Below are 18,464 nucleotides of genomic sequence, written 5' to 3'. Positions count from 1 at the left end.
CACCTGCGGGACCGGTTTCAGGCCTCGGCGGCCACCACGTTCCTGGCCATGTCACGGCCAGCGCGCATCCCGAAGACGGCGGCCGGGCCGATGGTCGAGCCGGGGCCGGGGTAGGTGCGGCCCATCACCGAGGCCGAGTTGTTGCCCGCCGCGTACAGGCCCTCGATCACCGAACCGTCCTCGCGCAGCGCGCGTCCCTCGGTGTCGGTGACCACGCCACCCTTGGTGCCCAGGTCACCGATCACCAGCTTGAATGCGGTGAACGGGCCCTTCTCGATGGGGCCGAGGTTCGGGTTCGGCCGCACCAGCGGGTCGCTGTAGTAGCGGTCGTAGGCGGAGTTGCCTCGTCCGAAGTCACCATCGACGCCCGAGCGGGCGAACTCGTTGAACCGGTCGACCGTTGCCTGCAAGCGGGCCGGGTCGACCCCGATCCTGCCGGCCAGGTCGGCCAGGGTGCCAGCCTTGGCCATGATGCCGGCTTGCTGCATCTGCTTGTTGGCGCGCGGGTCCATGGCATAGGTGCGCAGGTAGCGGCGGGAGTGGCGCACGTCGGAGATCAGCCAGTAGGCGCCGTCGGGGTCACGCTCGAGCATGTGGTGGCCCAGGTCGACGTACGACTCGGACTCGTTGGCGAAGCGCTCACCGTTGGCGTCCACGATGATCGAGTAGGGGAAGGAGCGCTCCCCGACGATGAACGGAGGTTCCCCGCCGGGCAGGGCCTCCACCGAGGCGCCCCACCAGGCATCGTCCATCAGTTCGAGGGCGGCGCCGGCCTGCGCGGCCAGCGCGATGGTGCTGCCGACATTGCCCGGGGCACCCGAGGAGGCGCCGTCGATGCCGTGGTGCTCGCGGCGCCACTCGCGGTTGTGCTCGAAACCGCCGGCCGCCAGCATGACCCCGCGCGTCGCGCCGATGGTGACGGTGGCACCGTCGCGGGTGGTCCTGGCGCCCACGACCCGGTCACCGTCGAAGACAAGTTCCTCCAGTGGGGCATTGAGCCACAGGTCGCAGCCCAGTTGCTGGACGACCACGTCCAGGAAGGCCGCGGCCCACGCGGAGCCGATGCCACCGAGCTGCTGGCGCCGGACGAGGCCGCCGAGCGCCCGGAAGACCAGCTGCGCCCCACGCCAGAACCCGGCCGGGGTCGACCAGGCCCGGCCGAGCAGCCAGACATCATCGGTCTTGACCGGCAGTGCTGCCGGCGCCTGGCAGGTCTGCCACCAGTCCCCGATCCTCTTCACGTCGAAAGGCTTGACCTCCAGGGCGCGCCCGATCTTCCCGCCGGGCAGCTCGGGGTAATAGTCGGCGTAGTCGGGGGCCCGGACCAGCTCGACGCCGTACCTGGTGGCAGTCTCGACGAAGTCGGCGATGCCGTCGACGAAGGCCTCCTTGCGTTCCCGGCTGGTGGCCCGGCCCTCGTCGCCGATGGTGGCCTCCATGTAGGCCAGGGCTTCCTCGCGGGAGTCGCCGACACCGTCGCGGGCCATCAGCGGGTTGTTGGGCAGCCACATGCCGCCGCCCGACATGGCGGTGTTTCCACCCCACTTGCCGGTGCTCTCGAGCAGCAGGACTCGCAGGCCCTGGTCGGCGGCGGCAAGGGCGGTGGCCATGCCGGAGCTGCCGGTGCCGGCCACGACCACGTCGTAGGTGTAGTCGAAAGTGTTCATCGGGGCGCTCCACTCCTTCGTGACGATACGAGAACAGGACAACAGTGTCCGGTTCCTATGATGCCAGTGTGACGAACCGAGCCAGCAACCGGGGTCCCGCAGCAGCAGCCGCCAATCGAGCCGCGCTGCTCGTGGCCGCCCGTGACCTCCTCGCCGAGCGGGGCTACCAGGTGCCGCTGAGTGCCATCGCCAAACAGGCAGGGGTGAGCCAGGGCGTGATGTACCGGCACTTCCCGAGCCGTATCGACCTGGCGCTGGCCGTCTTCGAGCAGAACTTCGGCGAGCTCGAACAACTCGCCGACGACCAGGACCCCGAGGCGTTCACCCGGCTCGTCGACCGGGTCCTGGCGCTGACCGTTGACTCCCTCGGCTTCATCGAGATGGTGGTCGGCAGCCGGGCCGACCTGGACAGCCTGGACGGGGAACGCCGGCTCACCGACCTCGTCGCGAGACCGCTTGTCCGCGCCCAGCACGCCGGGCTGGTCGGCGCCTCGGTCACCCCCTTCGACGTCGAACTCGGCCTGCAGATGGTCTATGGGGCCGCCGTGATGGCCCGCGACGAACAGCAGCGGCGCGACCGGGTGGCGCTGGTGCGACAGATCCTTGCCGAGCACTGGCACGAGCAGCCCCGCCCAGCACGCTGAGTGCCGCCGACAAAACGGGGACCATGGTCAACACCCACGGTAACGGGGTGATTGAATGACCCGGTCCGAACGTCGAAGGAGGCCCCCATGGCCAAGCTGTTCAAGTTCAACCTGCTGGTGCTGGTGGTCATCGCCATCATCGCCGGCGTCGCCTTGGGGTCATTCCTGCCCAGCTTCGTGGTGCGCATCTTCGTCACCTTCAACGGGCTGTTCTCGAACTTCCTGGCGTTCATCATCCCGCTGCTGATCGTCGGGTTGATCACCCCGGCCATCGACGAGCTCGGCAAGGGCGCGGGCAAGTGGCTCGCGGTCACCGCGGGCATCGCCTATGCCTCCACGATCGTCGCCGGACTGCTCAGCTGGGGCACCAGCATGGTGTTCTGGCCGCGGCTGCTGACCGGCAACCACGTCACCGAGTTGGCCGACCCCGAATCGGGCCTGCTGACGCCCTGGTTCACCATCGACATGCCGCCGATGTTCGGGGTGATGAGCGCACTGGTGTTCGCCTTCGTGGTCGGGGTGGCGCTGACCCAGTTCGACGCGCCCGCCCTGCACCAGGTGTTCACCGACTTCCGCGAGGTCATCAACATCGTCATCAGCAAGGTCATCGTGCCGCTGCTGCCGGTCTACATCTTCGGCATCTTCCTGAACATGACCTACGCCGGACAGGTGTGGGCGGTCATCCGGTCGTTCTTCTGGGTGGTCGTGGTCGTGTTCGCGCTGACGATCATCTACCTGTTCATCCAGTACGGCGTCGCCGGGCTGATCGCCCGGAAGAACCCACTGCCGATGATGCGGGCCATGATGCCTGCCTACGCCACCGCCCTCGGCACCTCGTCGTCGGCCGCGACCATCCCGGTGACGCTGCGCTCGGCCATCAAGGCCGGGGTGTCACAGAACGTGGCCTCGTTCGTGATCCCGCTGTGCGCGACGATCCACCTGGCCGGGTCGACGATCAAGATCACCGGCTTCGCCCTGGCCATCATGGTGATGTTCGGCCTGCAGATCTCACCGCCGGTGATCCTGGGCTTAATCTTCCTGCTGGGCATCGCCATGGTGGCCGCCCCCGGCGTGCCCGGTGGTGCGATCGTCACCGCCGCCGCCCTGCTGGAATCGCAACTGGGCTTCAGCCCTGAACAGGTCGGCCTGATGATCGCCACCTACATCGCCATCGACTCGGTCGGCACCGCGGCCAATGTCACCGGTGACGGTGCCATCGCGGTGATCGTCGACAAGTTCGCCGGCCACCCCGGCCACGTCGACCTGGGCCTGCACCTGCCCACCGACGACAGCGCACCCACCACGGCCTGACAGACCAGGGCCTGACCGACCAGGGACGGCGACTCAGTCGGACGAGGGCGGCCTCCTGCTGCCGCTCACGCCTGCCAGGCCCCAGCGGACAGCGGCCACCCCCGCCCGGCCCCGCGCGAAACCCGTCCGGGGTTGGCGCAGGCCCAACTCGCGTGCCGCCCAACCGGGCAGCACCGCCAGCCCACCGGCGGCAAGCAGGCCGTAGGCGGGACGGGCCCACCACGCCAGCGGCGGGTCGGTGAGCAGGAACCGGGCCGTCTCGACCGCGGCGGGGGAGGCCTCGAGCTCGGCCCGGTAGGCGTCGATTGCCGCCTCGAGGTCGGCCACGGTCGTTGGCGGGTCGATGACCCCGAGCAAGGACGCGGGCAGCGCGCACTGTTCGACGTAGCGGTCCTCGTCCGCCGGCGTGAGGTGGTCGGCCCCATAGGCACGGTGACCGGCGAGGAAGGCCCAGATCTCGGCGATGTGCACCCACGCCAGCAGGTGGGGGTCGCTGGCGCGGTAGGGCCGGCCGCGGAAGTCCTTGCCGCGCACCCGCTCGTGCACGGCCCGCACGCGGGCGATCATCGCCTCGGCGTCAGCCGTGGTGCCGAAGGTGGTGCGCCCGATGTAGTCGCTGGTGCGCTGCAGGCGGCCCCAGGGGTCGTCCTTGTAGCCCGAATGCCCCGTCACCCCGGCCATCGCCAGCGGGTGCAGCGACTGCAGCAGCAGCGCGGTCACCCCACTGGCGAACATGGCGGCGTCGTCGTGCAGCCGCCAGACGGGGTCGGAGGGGCTGAACCAGCGCGGGCCCGGCTTGTCGACGGTGTCGGCGCGTCGGGCCAGCGGGTCGTCACCGCCCACCCTGCTGAGCACGGCCATGCCGACCCGCCGCTGCACCTCATGAACCGGGTTCATGGACCCAGCCTAGGCCGACCGCATCGCCCACCACGGCAGGTCACTGGCGCGGTCCAGCTCGGCGCGCACCTGGGCCACGCGCTCGGCGCGGCTGCCGCGGACCTCGATCCACCGCACGGGCTGGTCGGCCAGCACTTCCCGGAAGCGGGCGGTCATCCACTCGCGCAGGTGCTCCCCGTCACGCATGCCGTCCTGGACGAAGGCGATGTCGTTGCTGGTCAACACGTACAGGTCCGGGCGGCGTGTTGCGGCGAAGGCCTCGACGCCGGGGGACCGCTCGCCGACGTAGCGTTCGTGCCAGATCGTGGTGGCCAGCGGGTCGGTATCGCAGACCAGCAGCGGCACCGGGGTCGTGCGGGCGGTGTCGTCCTCCCGGCGGGCCTGCTCACGGGCGACCAGGTCGAACTCGCCCGTGTGCCACGGTGCGGTCAGCCCGCCGGGTCGCTCGGCGCTCCATTGGCGGCCGAACTCGGGCACCCAGGGGCAGCCCAGCACGGCGGCCAGGTCCTGCGCCAGCGTCGTGGTGCCGGTCGATTCGGCGCCGACCACCACCACCCGCCGCGCCATCCAGGCCCGCACCGGCGTCGGCAGCGCCCACCACTGGGCGGCGGGGTCGGCCCGCACGGCGGTGCCGGAGACCGGCAGCCCCACTCGTCCGGGGTTGACCTGCACCCATTCGGCATCGAGCCGGCGGGCGAGCTCGGCACCGTAGTCGTCGCTGGTGAAGGCGGCATCGACCGGTGCGTCGAGCAGTGCCTCGATGACCTGCATGTGGGCGTCCCAGGCGGTGGGGGAGTCGAAGTCGACCTCCGCCTCGTCCATGCCGGTGACCACGTTCACCTCCGGGTGCTCCTCACGGATCCAGCCGGCGCGGACCTCCATGGGGATCCGCTCCTGGGAGTTGGCCAGCACCTGCACGGTGACGCGCTCGCACTGGGCGCTGGCGGTGCGCACCAGCAACTGGTGGCCGGCATGGAAGGGGTAGAACTTGCCCATCACCAGGCCGTGGGCGAACCGGCGGCTCATCGTGCGACCCCCACCGGCTCGGCCGGTACCGGTTCGGGGGCGACCTGGGCGGCCCTGGCGGCCCGCCACTGGCGCAGCCCCATGATGCACATGGACAGGAACACGGCGTACAGCACGCTGGTCAGCCACAGGCCCTTGCTGGCGTACAGGCCGATGTAGATGACGTCGGCCGCGATCCAGATGACCCAGTTGCCGATCCACTTGCGGTTCAGCATGAGCTGTGCGGTCAGGCTCATCGTGGTGGTCAGCGCGTCCCACCCGGCCACCGTCGAATCGGTCCAGGTCGTCAGCGCCAGGTGCAGGCCCCACGTGCCGGCTGCGATGACCGCGACCGCGGCCGGCCACGCCCAGCGCGGGGTGTCCTTGACCACGAGCTTCTGCCGGTCGGGGCCGCCGTGCAGCCACCACCACCAGCCGAGCAGGCCCAGGCCGATGTAGACCACCTGCAGGCCAGCATCGGCGTAGAGGCCGACGCGCAGGAACAGCACGATGAAGAAGATGTTGTTGGCGATGCCGAGCGGGAAGGTCCAGATGTTCTGCTTCACGACCAACCACACGCACAACCCACCGGTGATGAATCCGGCTGCCTCTGTCCAGTCCATGGTGGAACTCCTCACTCCCCAGCGGTTATCGTCTCTATGACGAATAGCATGCACCACCACGATCTCTATCGTCAAGTTGACGATTACAGGTAGGGTGGGGGCATGAGCTACGACGCCCACGAGTTCCCGCCGTTCGCGGTCACGGTCGACCTGGTCGTGCTGACGCTGCGCGACGAACGGCTGCACGTGCTGCTGGTGCAACGCGGCCAGTGGCCGCACGAGGGCGACTGGGCGCTGCCTGGGGGCTTCACCCTCGCCCAGGAGGACATCGAGGACGCCGCCTACCGCGAGCTGGCCGAGGAGGCCGGCATCGGGCGCGACCAGGTCGTCCTCGAGCAACTGCGCAGCTACGGTGCGCCCGGGCGTGACCCGCGGATGCGGGTGGTGAGCGTGGCCTGGCTGGCCCTGGGCGAGGGACTGCCGCTGCCCTCGGCGGGCAGCGACGCCGCTGCGGCCCGCTGGGTCGAGGTGGACGAGGCAGTCGCCCTGCCGCTGGCCTTCGACCACGGCCAGATCCTGGCCGACGGCCTGGAACGGGCGCGTTCGAAGCTGGAGTACTCGACCCTGGCCACCGCCTTCGTCCAGGAGCGGTTCACGGTGGCCGAACTGCGGACGGTCTACGAAGCGGTCTGGGGGACCGCGGTCGACCCCCGCAACTTCCACCGCAAGGTCACCACCGCCGAGGACTTCCTGGTCGAGACCGGGGAACGCACCACGCGCGGAGGTGGCCGGCCCGCGATGCTGTACACCCGCGGACCGGCCACCCAGTTGCACCCTGCGGTGCTGCGCCCGGCTCAGAACATCCGGCCGTTGAGCGCCTCGTAGAGCTTGACCCAGCGGTCGAAGGCCTCGTCGTAGGCCGCCGCGTTCTCGGGGTTCGGCTCGAAGCGGTCGACCACCGCCACGGCCTGCTCGGCAGCAGCCGCGCACGACTCGTACAGCCCGGCCCCGACACCGGCGTACATGGCAGCCCCGAGGCAGCCGGCCTCCGAGGTCCGCAGGATCTCGATGGGGCGCTGGAAGATGTCAGCCAGCATCTGCGACCACATCCGCGACTTGGCCGCACCACCGACCAGCCGGATGGTGCTCACCTCGATGCCAGCCTTGGCCTGAGCATTGAGGATGTCAAGCATCTCGAAGCAGATGCCCTCGAGCACCGCCCGGGCGATGTCGTCCTTGGTGGTCGACATGCTCATGCCGTGCAGGTTCGCCTGCGCGGCCGGGTTCTGCCGCGAGCCCGACACACCGGCCAGGAAGGGCAGGAAGGTGATGCCGTTGGCGCCGGCAGGGGAGCGGTCGGCCTTCTCGGTGATCAGGTCGTAGGGGTCCACCCCGGCCTCGGCGCCGTCCCTCTTCTCCAGGTCGCCGAAGGTGTCGCGGTACCAGCGGAAGGATGAGGCCGACGTGTTCGAGAAGGCCTCGATCGTCCAGTTGCCCAGGCCGTGGTTCGGCTTGACGATCAGGGTGCGGTCGGGGTCGCGCAGCGGCTTGTCCATCACCACGTAGCACGACCCGAAGGTGCCCATCACCATCACGCAGTCGCCGTCGTTGACCGCTCCACCGCCGAAGGTCGAACAGTTCTGGTCGTGGGCGCCCAGGCACAGCAGCGTCCCTTCGGCCAGCCCAGTCTTCGCGGCCATCTCTGCCGAGATCTTGCCGACGACCTTGCCCGGTTCGGTGACCACGGTGGCGCGCTTGTCGAGCGGGATGCCGACCAGGTCGTGCACGCCCTTCGACCAGTCGACGTTGTCGACGTCGAGCATGCCCTCGCGGGAGGCGGTGGACAGGTCGGTCCAGTACTCCTCGGCCCCCCAGTCCTTGAGCAGGAACTCCTGCTCGGAGAGGAACCAGCGGGTCTTCGCCCAGTTCTCGGGCTCGTTGTCGCGCAGCCACGCCCACTTCGGGGCGGCGCTGTTGGTGCCCTGCGGGTCACCGGTCTCCTGGTAGATCTCGGCCGCACCGTAGGCCTCACGCAGCTTCGGGATGTAGTCCGCCCCGCGCAGGTCCATCCACGAGACGAAGTCGCGGATCATCTCGTGGTTCTCGTCCACCATTGCCATCAGGGTGGCCTGGGTCGAGAAGGCCACGGCCTTGATGTCGGCGGCATCGACCCCGGACGCCTCGATCGCTGCCCGGCACGAGTCGGCCAGCGGCGGGATGATCTCGTCGTAGCGCTGCTCGACCAGGCCCGGGCCCGGGTAGGTGCAGCCGTACTCGCGGTAGTCCTGCCCGATCACATTGCCGTTCAAGTCGAAGACGATCGACTTGCAGCCGGTGGTGCCGGCGTCAATTCCCATCAGGTACTCGGTCATGGCTCAGGCCTCCTGGTTCTCGCCGGCGACTTCGGCGGCGTACTGGGCGACCAGCTTGGCCGCCGAACGGGTTCCGATCAGCTTCACGTCGTAGCGCTCGATCAGCCACAGGGCGGCCGGCAGCGCGAAGGTGCGCGGCACGCCCGAGACCTTCAACAGCGTCTTGTCGTTGGTGATGTTGTCCTTCATGACCTTGACCTGTGCCTCGGTGGGGAAACCCTCCGAGCCGGTCGCGGTCTTGACGTAGTCGACCCCGGCGTCGGAACAGATCCGGGTGAGGGTGGCGATCTCCTCGTCGGTGAGGAAGCAGACCTCGAAGATCAGCTTCGACAAAGCCTTGCCCTGGGTGCGTTCCACGAGCCCTTCGACCTCACGGCGGACGAAGTCGTGGTTGCCGGCGCGCAGTTCGCCGATGTTCAGCACCATGTCGACCGCGGTGGCGCCCAGTTCCAGGCCCTCCTCGATCTCGGCGAACTTCATCGCGGTGGAGGTGGCGCCGTAGGGGAAGGAGATGGCGGTGCCGACGCGCACGTCGGAGCCGGCCAGGACCTCGGCCACCACCGGGGTCCAGTAGGAGTTGGTGTAGCAGGCGGCCACGCCGGCATCGCGGGCGGCCTGGGCATGCGCCCTGATCTCGGACTCCAACGAGTCCTGCCGGTGCAGGGCCATGTCGAAGTGTTTGGCGAATTCTGGGACGCTGAGCGTCATAGTGTCTCCCAACCTCGTTGTTGATGGTTCCTTCAATGGACACGGCCCCCAGCACCGGGCGGTGCTGGGGCCGTGGGCTCAGGGGGTGGCGCGCCTGGCCACCAGGTCAGTGATCCTGGTGCGTAGTGAGGCGGCATCCAGTCCGTGCTGCTGTTGCAGCCCGGCGTAGGTTCCCGTGTGGACGAAGGTGTGCGGCACGGCGATGATGTCGACGACCGCCCCACCCTCATGGGCGATCAGTTCGCTGACGATGCCGCCCAGCCCGCCGCGGTCGTAGTGCTCCTCGACCGTGATGACGTGACCGGTGCGCCGGGCCGACTCCAGCACGAGTTGCTCGTCCAGTGGCACGATCGTGCCCAGGCAGATCAGGTCGACGTCGATGCCGTCGGCGACCAGGGCATCAACGGCCTTCATGGTCTCGATGGTCTGGTAGCCGGCCGAGACGATGGTGACCTGGCTGCCCCGGCGCACGTGGCGACCCTTGCCGATCTCGAAGTCCTCCTCGAAGAGCACCGGCACGTTGCCGGCGCCGATGCGCATGTAGACCGGGCCGTCGTGTTCGATCATGGCCTTCACTCCGGCCCGGATCTCGGAGTAGTCCTGGGGGGCGAGGATGGTCACGCCGGGGATCATCCGGATGATCGCGTAGTCCTCGAGCGAATGGTGGGTCGACCCCAGGTCGGCGTAGGTCATGCCACCGTTGCGCCCGACGATCTTGACGTTCTGTTCCATGTAGCCGATGTCGTTGCGGAACTGTTCGTAGTTGCGCGCGGTCACGAACGGGGCGATGGCGCAGAAGACCGGGATCTTGCCGGTTGTCGCGAGCCCGGCGGCTAGCCCGGTGGCGCCCTGCTCCTCGATGCCGACCTCGAAGTAGCGCTCCGGGTGGGCCTTGAGGAAGTCACCGAAACCGGACGACTTGCCCGAGTCGGTCGAGATCACGACCACACGCTCGTCGTCCTCGGCGACCTCGGCGACGGCGCGCCCGAACTCCTTGCGGGGGTCGTAGGTCTGGTTGCTGGGGGTCGGGTTGCTCATCGGGCGTCCTCCAGGGTCTTGATCAGCGCTTCGCTCTCGGCGACCGCCTCGGCCAGCTCGTCGGCCTTGGGCTTCCAGTAGTGGCTGGGCACGGTGCCCTGGATGGAGCTGACGCCCTTGCCCTTGATGGTGTGGGCGACGAAGACGGTCGGCTTGCCGGGCTCAGTCGGGGCCGAATCGAGCGCGGCGGTGATCTGGGCCATGTCGTGGCCGTCGATCTCGCTGACCGACCAGCCGAAGGCACGGAACTTCTCGACCACCGAGTTCATGTTCATGACCTCTTCGGTGGTGCCCGAGATCTGCATGCCGTTGAGGTCGACGAAGGCGACGATGTTGTCGAGGCAATAGTGGGCGGCGATGGCCGCGCCCTCCCAGTTGCTGCCCTCGGGCAGCTCACCGTCGCCCATCATCACGTAGATGCGCGCGTCGGGGTGCTCGCGGCGCAGGCCCAGGGCCATGCCGCAGGCGATCGGCAGGCCGTGACCGAGGGCACCGGTGTTGGCCTCGATGCCCTGGAGCAGGCTCATGTTGGGGTGGCCGGGGATGGGGGAGGACAGCGCGCCGTACTGGTCGAGGACGGACTCATCGATGATGCCCTTCTCGGCGAGCACCGCGTACTGGCCCATGGCCTTGTGGCCGGCCGACAGCAGGAATCGGTCGCGACCCGGGTCGTCGACGCCCGTCGACGGACGCATGGCGTGGAAGTAGATCGCCGTGATCATGTCGATGGCCGACATGGCCCCACCGAGGTGGCCGTTGGGGTTGGCCTCGAGCATGCGCAGCACATTGCGCCGCGCCCTGGCGGCGTGCACCTGCAACTGCTGGGTGTCTGGAGTCGTCATGAGTCCCTGTTCCTGGAGCAACTTGTACGTGCTTGTACACGATACATAGACAAGTGTAGACAAGCAAGGTCCCTGCGCGCCGGTGCGAGGGGGAATACAGTGCTGTGGTGAACATTGCCGACGGGCTCAAGCGGCTGGTCATTGGCCGGAAACTCGCCTCCACCCAACTGGGGGAGCGGCTGATGCCCAAGCGACTGGCGTTGCCCGTGTTCGCTTCGGACGCCCTCAGCTCGGTGGCCTATGCGCCCGACGAGATCCTGCTCACCCTGTCGCTGGCCGGCATGGCCGGCTTCGCCTTCTCGTGGCAGGTCGGCATCGCGGTGGCCGTCGTGATGCTCGTGGTCGTCTGGAGCTACCGCCAGATCGTGCGCGCCTACCCCCGCGGTCGTGGCGACTACGAGGTCGCCCGGGTCAACCTGGGGCAGGGCGCCGGGGTCACCGTGGCAGCAGCCCTGCTGATCGACTACACCCTCACGGTGGCGGTCTCGGTCTCGAGCGGGGTGCAGAACGCCAAGGCCATGCTGCCCTTTCTCGAGGGCAACGAGGTGCTCGCCGCCGTGGTGGTCATCATCGGCCTGGCCCTGGTGAACCTGCGCGGCATGCGCGAGTCGAGCATCTGGTTCGTGGTGCCGACCTATGCGTTCATCTTCTCGGTCACCGGGATGGTGCTGTGGGGGCTGGTCCGCATCGTCGGGCTGGGGGAGACGCTCACCTCACCCACCGCCGACTGGACCGTGGTCGGGGTTGATGCCTACTCCAACCTCGAGGGGTTCGTGCTGGTGGCGCTGCTGGCGCGCTCCTTCTCGACCGGTTCGGCTGCCCTCACGGGCGTGGAGACGATCAGCTCGGGAGTGCCTTCGTTCAAGGAACCCAAGTCGAAGAACGCCGCCACCACGCTGGCGGCCATGGCGTTGATCTCTATCACCATGCTGCTCGGCACCCTCGCCCTGGCCAGGCTGACCGGGGTGCACCAGGTCGACGTGACCGGCGGGTCGTACTTCGTCCTGCCCGACGGCACCACCCGGTTGGCCGAGGGGCAGACGGTGATCGCCCAACTCGCCAGCGCCGTTTTCGCCGGCTCCTTCCCGCTGGGCTTCTACCTGGTGATCATCAGCACGATCCTGATCCTGGTGCTGGCGGCCAACAACGGGTTCACCGGCTTCCCGGCGCTGGGCTCGGTACTGGCCCGCGACGGCCACCTGCCCAAACGACTGCACGCCCGCGGCGACCGGCTGACCTACTCCAACGGCATCCTCACCCTGGCCATCGGCGCGGTCGCGGTGGTGGTCATCTTCGGGGCCTCGGTCACCGCGCTGATCCAGCTCTACGTCGTCGGGGTGTTCCTGTCGTTCACGATCACCCAGTTCGGCATGGTCAAGCACTGGAGCCGCCACCTGCTGACCGAGCGCGACCCGGTCGAACGGCAACGGATGACCCGCGCCCGCGTGATCAACGCCGTCGGGTTCGTCCTGACCGCCCTGGTGCTGGGGGTCGTGCTGGTCTCGAAGTTCACCCACGGCGCTTGGTTGGTCGTGGTTGCGATCATCGGGCTCGTCGTGGTCATGCGCGGCATCCGCCGGCACTACGACATGGTGGCCGACGAACTGCGGGTCAGCGACGAGGTCGAACGGGTGATCCCCTCGCGGGTGCGGGGGATCATCCTGGTCAACGCCGTCGACAAGCCAACGGTGCGCGCGGTGATGTACGCCAAGGCGACCCGCCCCAGCGACCTGGAAGCCGTCCACGTCTCGGTCGACCCGCAGGTCTCGCGCCGCGTGCTCGACGAGTGGGAGGCGCTGGACGTCGACGTGCCGCTGCGGGTCGTCTCCTCGCCCTACCGGGAGGTCACCTCACCGTTCGTCGACTACGTGAAGGGCGTGCGCAGCGGGAACCCGCGCGATGCGGTGACGGTCTACATTCCCGAGTACGTGGTCGGCTGGTGGCTCAGCCCCCTGCACAACCAGACCGCCCTGCTGATCCGCACCCGGCTGCACTTCATCACCGGCGTGATGGTGACCAGCGTGCCGTTCCGGTTGCGCAGTTCGAAGGGACAGGGCGAGCTGATGGCCCAGCGCCACCCGGCGACCTGGCGCCGACCCGGCACGCCGCGGGTCCCCGACCCACCCTCGGACGTGTAACGAATCGATAACGCAGGTCCTCCCCAGTGGCGTCCCGGTGTGAGGAACGTTGCATTTTCTGAGACCTGAACCACCTGTCAGGTTTTGGGGAATCGGGCGTCATCTCCGCTGATGACCGCAGGACGCACATCCGGGCCCGGGCGACCTCCTCGACATCGGAACTTTCGAAAGGCATGCACTTTCACGCCGTTCGCTGGCGTTGGCGGCACTGTTCTGGCGCCTCTGAACGCGGAGCGCGGGGGAGAACGAGCGGTAGGCTCACCAGCGTGAGTGCCGCTGCCAGTTCCCCCGTGGTGCCCGGGCCGGGGACGGTCGTCGGACCGGTCGAGGTCGGGCCGGTGGCCCACGGTGGCCACTGCGTGGCTCGCCTCGACGGTCGGGTCATCTTCGTGCGCCACGGCATCCCCGGTGAAACGGTGATGGTGCGCCTGACCGACACCGCCAAGGCCAAGTTCTGGCGCGGTGACGTCGCCGAAGTACGCGACCGCAGCCCCCATCGGGTGCCCGCCCCCTGCCCGGTCGCCGGCAGCTGCGGTGGCTGCGACTTCCAGCATGTCGACCCCGCCCACCAGCGTGAACTCAAGCGGCGGGTGGTGGCCGAGCAGTTGGCACGCCTCGCCGGGATCGAGTGGGACGGCGCGGTCGAGGCGGTCGGCGACCCGCTGCACTGGCGCACCCGCATGCGCTACGTCACCGAGACCGGCACCGCGGGGCTGCGCGCCCACCGTTCCCACGATGTGGTGGAGGTGCCTCCGGGAGGCTGCCGGATCGCCGATGCAACCGGGCCCGAGACCGACGAGCTGCGCCAGCTGGCCCGCGAGGCGCAGGGCCAGGACATGTACGTCGCCACCGGGGAACCGGTCTCGGCGGTGGCCGGTCGTGACGTGCTGCTGGGGCGCCGCAGCGTGACCGAGCTGGTGGGCCGGACCCCGCTGCAGGTGGCCACCGACGGCTTCTGGCAGCCGCACCGCAAGGCGCCCGAAGTGCTCACCAGGGCCGTGCTGAAGGCGCTGAAACCCCAGCCCGGTGAGGTCGGTCTCGACCTGTACTGCGGCGTCGGCCTGTTCGCTGCGGCGCTGGCGTCCAAGGGGGTGCGGGTGTTCGGCGTGGAGCAGGACCGTCGGGCCGCCGGGTTCGCCGCCCGCAACGTGCCCGAGGCCGAGATCATCGCCGGACCGCTCGAACGCCACCTCAACCAGTTGCCCCACCAGGTCGACATCATCGTCCTCGACCCACCCCGCAGCGGGGCAGGGACGAAGGTGGTCAACCGTCTCGCCGGCCTGGGCGCCAGGGCGATCGCCTACGTGGCCTGCGACCCGGCCGCCCTGGCCCGCGACCTGGCCACGTTCGCCGAACTCGGCTGGGCACCCACGAAGATCCGCGCCTTCGACCTGTTCCCGATGACGCACCACGTCGAGTGCGTCGCTTTGCTGGAGCGAACTGCCCTTGACCCGAACTGATGCAGGTCGCGGCTACCGGGGCTTGGTGGCGCGGATGATCGCCGAGTGCATGCCCGGGGCGTTCTCGTGGGTGAACTCCACGCCGGTATCACCGAACCCGGCGGCGGTCAGCCCGTCGAGGTACTCAGAACGGGACAGCGCACCGGCGATGCAGCCGACGAAGGAACCGCGCTCGGCCCGCTCCTCGGGGGAGAGGTGGTCCTCGGCGACCACGTCGGAGATCCCGATCCGGCCACCGGGGGCCAGCACCCGGAACATTTCGGCGATCACCGCCGGCTTGTCGACCGACAGGTTGATCACGCAGTTGGAGATCACCACGTCCACCGACTCGTCGGGCAGGGGCACGTCCTCGATGGTGCCCTTCAGGAACTCCACGTTGCTCGCCTGCGCCCGGACGGCGTTCTCGCGGGCCAGGTCGAGCATCTCGTCGGTCATGTCGACGCCGTAGGCGAAGCCGGTGGGCCCCACCCGCTGGGCCGACAGCAGCACGTCGATGCCGCCGCCGGACCCCAGGTCGAGCACCCGCTCACCCTCACGCAACTCGGCCACCGCGGTCGGGTTGCCGCACCCGAGACTGGCCTCAAGGGCTTCGATCGGCAGGCTCGAGGACGAGGTGAGGTCGTAGAGGCCGGCGCCGAAGCCTGCCGGCACCTGGGCCTCCCCGCAGCAGGAGGTGGTGGAGCAGCAGTCGTCCTCGACGAGCAGGTCCAGGCGCCGGCCGGCGGACCTGGCGGCGCCGGCGTAGTGGGCGCGCACCGTCTCGCGCAGCTCGGCGGGATCGGTCGGGTTCTCCGTCATGACTGTTCCGTTCACCTGGGGTCTGGAATCGAGCCTACTCGACCATTGTCGGCCCGTCGTCGGCGTGGTCGCGGGGCCTTTGGCAGACTGGAAACGTTATCCGGCTTCTGATATCTTGATGTCGAGAGATATTCGGATGAAGGCGTCAGGGCCGGGCGGCCGACGAGTGCTGCTGAACAGTAACTTTGGTCGCGACCAAGACCCGAAGAGGAGAAGCATGAGCATCAACAGTTTCGAGGCCAAGTCCACGCTCGAGGTGGACGGGACCAGCTACGAGATCTTCCGGCTGGACGCCGTCGAGGGTCACGAGTCGCTGCCCTACAGCCTGAAGGTTCTGCTGGAGAACCTGTTGCGCACCGAGGACGGCGCCAACATCACCGCCGAGGACATCAAGGCGCTCGGCAACTGGGATGCCACCGCAGAGCCCAACCGCGAGATCCAGTTCACCCCCGCCCGCGTGATCATGCAGGACTTCACCGGCGTGCCCTGCGTGGTCGACCTGGCCACCATGCGTGAGGCCGTCGTCGAACTGGGTGGCGACGCGAACAAGGTGAACCCGCTGTCCCCGGCCGAGATGGTGATCGACCACTCGGTCATCGCCGAGGTCTTCGGCACCCCCGAGGCCTTCGAGAAGAACACCGAGATCGAGTACCAGCGCAACCGTGAGCGCTACCAGTTCCTGCGCTGGGGCCAGACCGCATTCGACGATTTCAAGGTCGTACCCCCGGGCACCGGCATCGTCCACCAGGTCAACATCGAGCACCTCGCCCGCGTCGTGTTCCCGCGCGAGGTCAACGGCGTGCTGCAGGCCTACCCCGACACCTGCGTCGGCACCGACTCGCACACCACCATGGTCAACGGCCTGGGCGTGGTGGGCTGGGGCGTGGGTGGCATCGAGGCGGAGGCCGCGATGCTCGGCCAGCCCGTCAGCATGCTGATCCCGCGGGTGGTCGGTTTCAAGCTGACCGGCGAGCTCAACGAGGGCACCACCGCCACCGACTTGGTGCTGACCATCACCGAGATGCTGCGTGAGCACAAGGTGGTCGGCAAGTTCGTCGAGTTCTACGGCGAGGGCGTCGGCGCCGTGCCGGTGGCCAACCGCGCCACCATCGGCAACATGTCGCCCGAGTACGGTTCGACCATCGCGATCTTCCCGATCGACGACCGGACGACCGACTACCTGCGCCTCACCGGCCGCGACGAGCACCAGATCAAGCTGGTAGAGGCCTACGCCAAGGCCCAGGGCATGTGGCACCAGGCCGACCACGAGCCGCGCTACTCCGAGTACCTCGAGCTCGACCTGACCACCGTCGTGCCCTCGATCGCCGGCCCGAAGCGCCCCCAGGACCGCATCAAGCTGACCGAGTCGAAGCAGAACTTCCAGGACGCGATCCCCACCTACAGCCAGGCCGGGGATGCCGTCGTCCCGGTCACTCTGTCGGACGGTGAGAACTTCGAACTGTCCAACGGGGCCGTCGCGGTCGCCTCGATCACCTCGTGCACCAACACCTCGAACCCCAGCGTCATGCTCGGCGCCGGCCTGCTGGCCAAGAAGGCCGTCGAGAAGGGCCTGACCCGCAAGCCGTGGGTCAAGACCTCCCTGGCCCCCGGCTCGCAGGTCGTCACCGACTACTACTCGAAGGCCGGCCTCGACACCTACCTGGACGAACTGGGCTTCAACCTGGTCGGCTACGGCTGTGTCACCTGCATCGGCAACACCGGCCCGCTGATCCCCGAGATCTCGGACGCGGTGAACTCCGAAGACCTGGCCGTGGCCGCCGTGCTCTCGGGCAACCGCAACTTCGAGGGCCGCATCAGCCCCGACGTGAAGATGAACTACCTGGCCAGCCCCATGCTCGTCATCGTCTACGCGATCGCCGGCACCATGGACATCGACCTGTTCAACGACCCGATCGGCCAGGACTCGGACGGCAACGACGTCTTCATGACCGACATCTGGCCGACCCAGGAAGAGATCGACGAGGTGATCAACTCCTCGATCAGCTCCGAGATGTTCACCGACCGCTACGCCGACGTGTTCACCGGTGACGAGCGCTGGCGTTCGCTGCCCACCCCGGACGGCAACATCTTCGACTGGGACGAACAGTCCACCTACGTCCGCAAGCCCCCCTACTTCGACGGCATGCCCGCCGAACCGGCGCCGGTCACCGACATCAGCGGTGCCCGCGTGCTGCTGAAGCTGGGTGACTCGGTGACCACCGACCACATCAGCCCGGCCGGCAACATCAAGGCCGACAGCCCCGCCGGCAAGTACCTCACCGAGCACGGTGTGGCGCGTCGTGACTTCAACTCCTACGGCTCGCGCCGTGGCAACCACGAGGTCATGATCCGGGGAACCTTCGCCAACATCCGCCTGCGCAACCAGGTGGCCCCCGGCACCGAGGGTGGCTTCACCCGCGACTTCACCCAGCCCGACGCTCCGGTGACCACCGTGTACGACGCCTCGGTGGCCTACCAGGAAGCCGGCACCCCGCTGGTCGTGCTGGCCGGCAAGGAGTACGGCTCGGGGTCCTCGCGTGACTGGGCCGCCAAGGGCACCGCACTGCTGGGCGTCAAGGCCGTCATCGCCGAGAGCTACGAGCGCATCCACCGCTCGAACCTCATCGGCATGGGCGTGCTGCCGCTGCAGTTCGCCGAGGGTGTCTCGGCCGAGACCCTCGGGCTGACCGGCGAGGAGACCTTCGACATCGCCGGGGTCACCGAGCTGAACGAGGGCACCACCCCCGAGTGCCTGACCGTGACCGCGACCGCCCCCGACGGCACCGTGACCACCTTCGAGGCGCTGCTGCGCATCGACACCCCCGGTGAGCGCGGTTACTACACCAACGGCGGCATCATGCAGTACGTGCTGCGCAACCTGGCCAAGGCCTGACCCACCGGCCCGACAAGCCCCCCGCACCCTCATGGTGCGGGGGGCTTGTGGTTTTCCCGCCCGGCTCTTGCGGTGGATCGAACAGACACTTAGAATAGAACACGTGTTCGAGGTTGTCGGGGATGCCG

The 18,464-nt window shown here is 68.6% G+C and carries 15 protein-coding genes; 6 read left to right on the top strand and 9 right to left on the bottom strand.

Features of this window, described 5'->3' with window-relative positions; translation table 11 throughout:
- Nucleotides 1-17 precede the first annotated feature (17 nt).
- Complete coding sequence (locus ACQE3C_RS01565; protein WP_434537436.1) at nucleotides 18-1,667, bottom strand: FAD-binding protein; 1,650 nt, start codon at nucleotides 1,665-1,667, stop codon at nucleotides 18-20.
- Nucleotides 1,668-1,735: 68 nt separating this feature from the next.
- Here ACQE3C_RS01565 and ACQE3C_RS01560 point away from each other — a divergent pair, with 68 nt between their 5' ends.
- Nucleotides 1,736-2,311: a TetR family transcriptional regulator gene (locus tag ACQE3C_RS01560; RefSeq protein WP_434537435.1), complete on the top strand. Its 576-nt coding sequence runs from the start codon at nucleotides 1,736-1,738 to the stop codon at nucleotides 2,309-2,311.
- Between the two features lie 87 nt (nucleotides 2,312-2,398).
- Nucleotides 2,399-3,622, top strand: a complete 1,224-nt coding sequence (locus tag ACQE3C_RS01555; protein ID WP_434537434.1) for a dicarboxylate/amino acid:cation symporter — start codon at nucleotides 2,399-2,401, stop codon at nucleotides 3,620-3,622.
- Between the two features lie 33 nt (nucleotides 3,623-3,655).
- Here the strand turns inward: ACQE3C_RS01555 and ACQE3C_RS01550 are convergent, their stop codons facing one another.
- The 3 genes from ACQE3C_RS01550 to pnuC are packed head-to-tail and all read right to left on the bottom strand — an operon-like array spanning nucleotide 3,656 to nucleotide 6,147.
- Nucleotides 3,656-4,519, bottom strand: a complete 864-nt coding sequence (locus tag ACQE3C_RS01550; protein ID WP_434537433.1) for an oxygenase MpaB family protein — start codon at nucleotides 4,517-4,519, stop codon at nucleotides 3,656-3,658.
- Nucleotides 4,520-4,528: 9 nt separating this feature from the next.
- Nucleotides 4,529-5,545 carry an AAA family ATPase gene (locus ACQE3C_RS01545; RefSeq protein ID WP_434537432.1) on the bottom strand — a complete coding sequence of 339 codons (1,017 nt, stop codon included), beginning with the start codon at nucleotides 5,543-5,545 and terminating at the stop codon, nucleotides 4,529-4,531.
- Nucleotides 5,542-6,147 carry a nicotinamide riboside transporter PnuC gene (gene pnuC / locus ACQE3C_RS01540; RefSeq protein WP_434537431.1) on the bottom strand — a complete coding sequence of 202 codons (606 nt, stop codon included), beginning with the start codon at nucleotides 6,145-6,147 and terminating at the stop codon, nucleotides 5,542-5,544. The genes ACQE3C_RS01545 and pnuC overlap by 4 nt, the downstream gene beginning before the upstream one ends.
- A 102-nt stretch (nucleotides 6,148-6,249) precedes the next feature.
- Here pnuC and ACQE3C_RS01535 point away from each other — a divergent pair, with 102 nt between their 5' ends.
- Nucleotides 6,250-6,972, top strand: coding sequence for an NUDIX hydrolase (locus ACQE3C_RS01535; RefSeq protein ID WP_434537430.1), 723 nt, complete (start codon nucleotides 6,250-6,252; stop codon nucleotides 6,970-6,972).
- Here the strand turns inward: ACQE3C_RS01535 and ACQE3C_RS01530 are convergent.
- The 4 genes from ACQE3C_RS01530 to ACQE3C_RS01515 all read right to left on the bottom strand — a co-directional run bounded on the left by ACQE3C_RS01530 (nucleotide 6,942) and on the right by ACQE3C_RS01515 (nucleotide 11,047).
- Complete coding sequence (locus tag ACQE3C_RS01530; RefSeq protein ID WP_434537429.1) at nucleotides 6,942-8,459, bottom strand: xylulokinase; 1,518 nt, start codon at nucleotides 8,457-8,459, stop codon at nucleotides 6,942-6,944. The genes ACQE3C_RS01535 and ACQE3C_RS01530 overlap by 31 nt on opposite strands.
- A gap of 3 nt (nucleotides 8,460-8,462) precedes the next feature.
- Nucleotides 8,463-9,167, bottom strand: a complete 705-nt coding sequence (deoC, locus tag ACQE3C_RS01525; RefSeq protein ID WP_434537428.1) for a deoxyribose-phosphate aldolase — start codon at nucleotides 9,165-9,167, stop codon at nucleotides 8,463-8,465.
- A gap of 78 nt (nucleotides 9,168-9,245) precedes the next feature.
- On the bottom strand, nucleotides 9,246-10,205 hold the full coding sequence (locus ACQE3C_RS01520; protein ID WP_434537427.1) for a transketolase family protein: 960 nt from the start codon (nucleotides 10,203-10,205) through the stop codon (nucleotides 9,246-9,248).
- Complete coding sequence (locus tag ACQE3C_RS01515) at nucleotides 10,202-11,047, bottom strand: transketolase (RefSeq protein ID WP_434537426.1); 846 nt, start codon at nucleotides 11,045-11,047, stop codon at nucleotides 10,202-10,204. Before ACQE3C_RS01515 ends, ACQE3C_RS01520 begins: the two co-directional genes overlap by 4 nt.
- 107 nt (nucleotides 11,048-11,154) lie before the next feature.
- Between ACQE3C_RS01515 and ACQE3C_RS01510 the strand changes: the two genes are divergently transcribed.
- Together ACQE3C_RS01510 and ACQE3C_RS01505 are read left to right on the top strand one after the other, a co-directional pair.
- Nucleotides 11,155-13,185, top strand: a complete 2,031-nt coding sequence (locus ACQE3C_RS01510; RefSeq protein WP_434537425.1) for an APC family permease — start codon at nucleotides 11,155-11,157, stop codon at nucleotides 13,183-13,185.
- A gap of 290 nt (nucleotides 13,186-13,475) precedes the next feature.
- A complete protein-coding gene (locus tag ACQE3C_RS01505) occupies nucleotides 13,476-14,645 on the top strand; it encodes a class I SAM-dependent RNA methyltransferase (RefSeq protein WP_434537568.1) in 1,170 nt (389 codons plus the stop codon).
- A gap of 12 nt (nucleotides 14,646-14,657) precedes the next feature.
- Here the strand turns inward: ACQE3C_RS01505 and arsM are convergent, their stop codons facing one another.
- Nucleotides 14,658-15,443, bottom strand: coding sequence for an arsenite methyltransferase (arsM, locus tag ACQE3C_RS01500; RefSeq protein WP_434537424.1), 786 nt, complete (start codon nucleotides 15,441-15,443; stop codon nucleotides 14,658-14,660).
- A gap of 217 nt (nucleotides 15,444-15,660) precedes the next feature.
- On the opposite strand from arsM, the gene acnA reads away from it, so the two are divergent.
- Nucleotides 15,661-18,336 carry an aconitate hydratase AcnA gene (gene acnA, locus ACQE3C_RS01495; protein ID WP_434537423.1) on the top strand — a complete coding sequence of 892 codons (2,676 nt, stop codon included), beginning with the start codon at nucleotides 15,661-15,663 and terminating at the stop codon, nucleotides 18,334-18,336.
- Nucleotides 18,337-18,464: the final 128 nt, after the last annotated feature.

Source organism: Aestuariimicrobium sp. Y1814 (assembly GCF_050113895.1).
In the GTDB taxonomy this organism is placed as follows: Bacteria; Actinomycetota; Actinomycetes; order Propionibacteriales; family Propionibacteriaceae; genus Aestuariimicrobium.
Note: the sequence above shows the minus strand (reverse complement) of the source record. Positions and strands in the feature narration are given on the sequence as shown.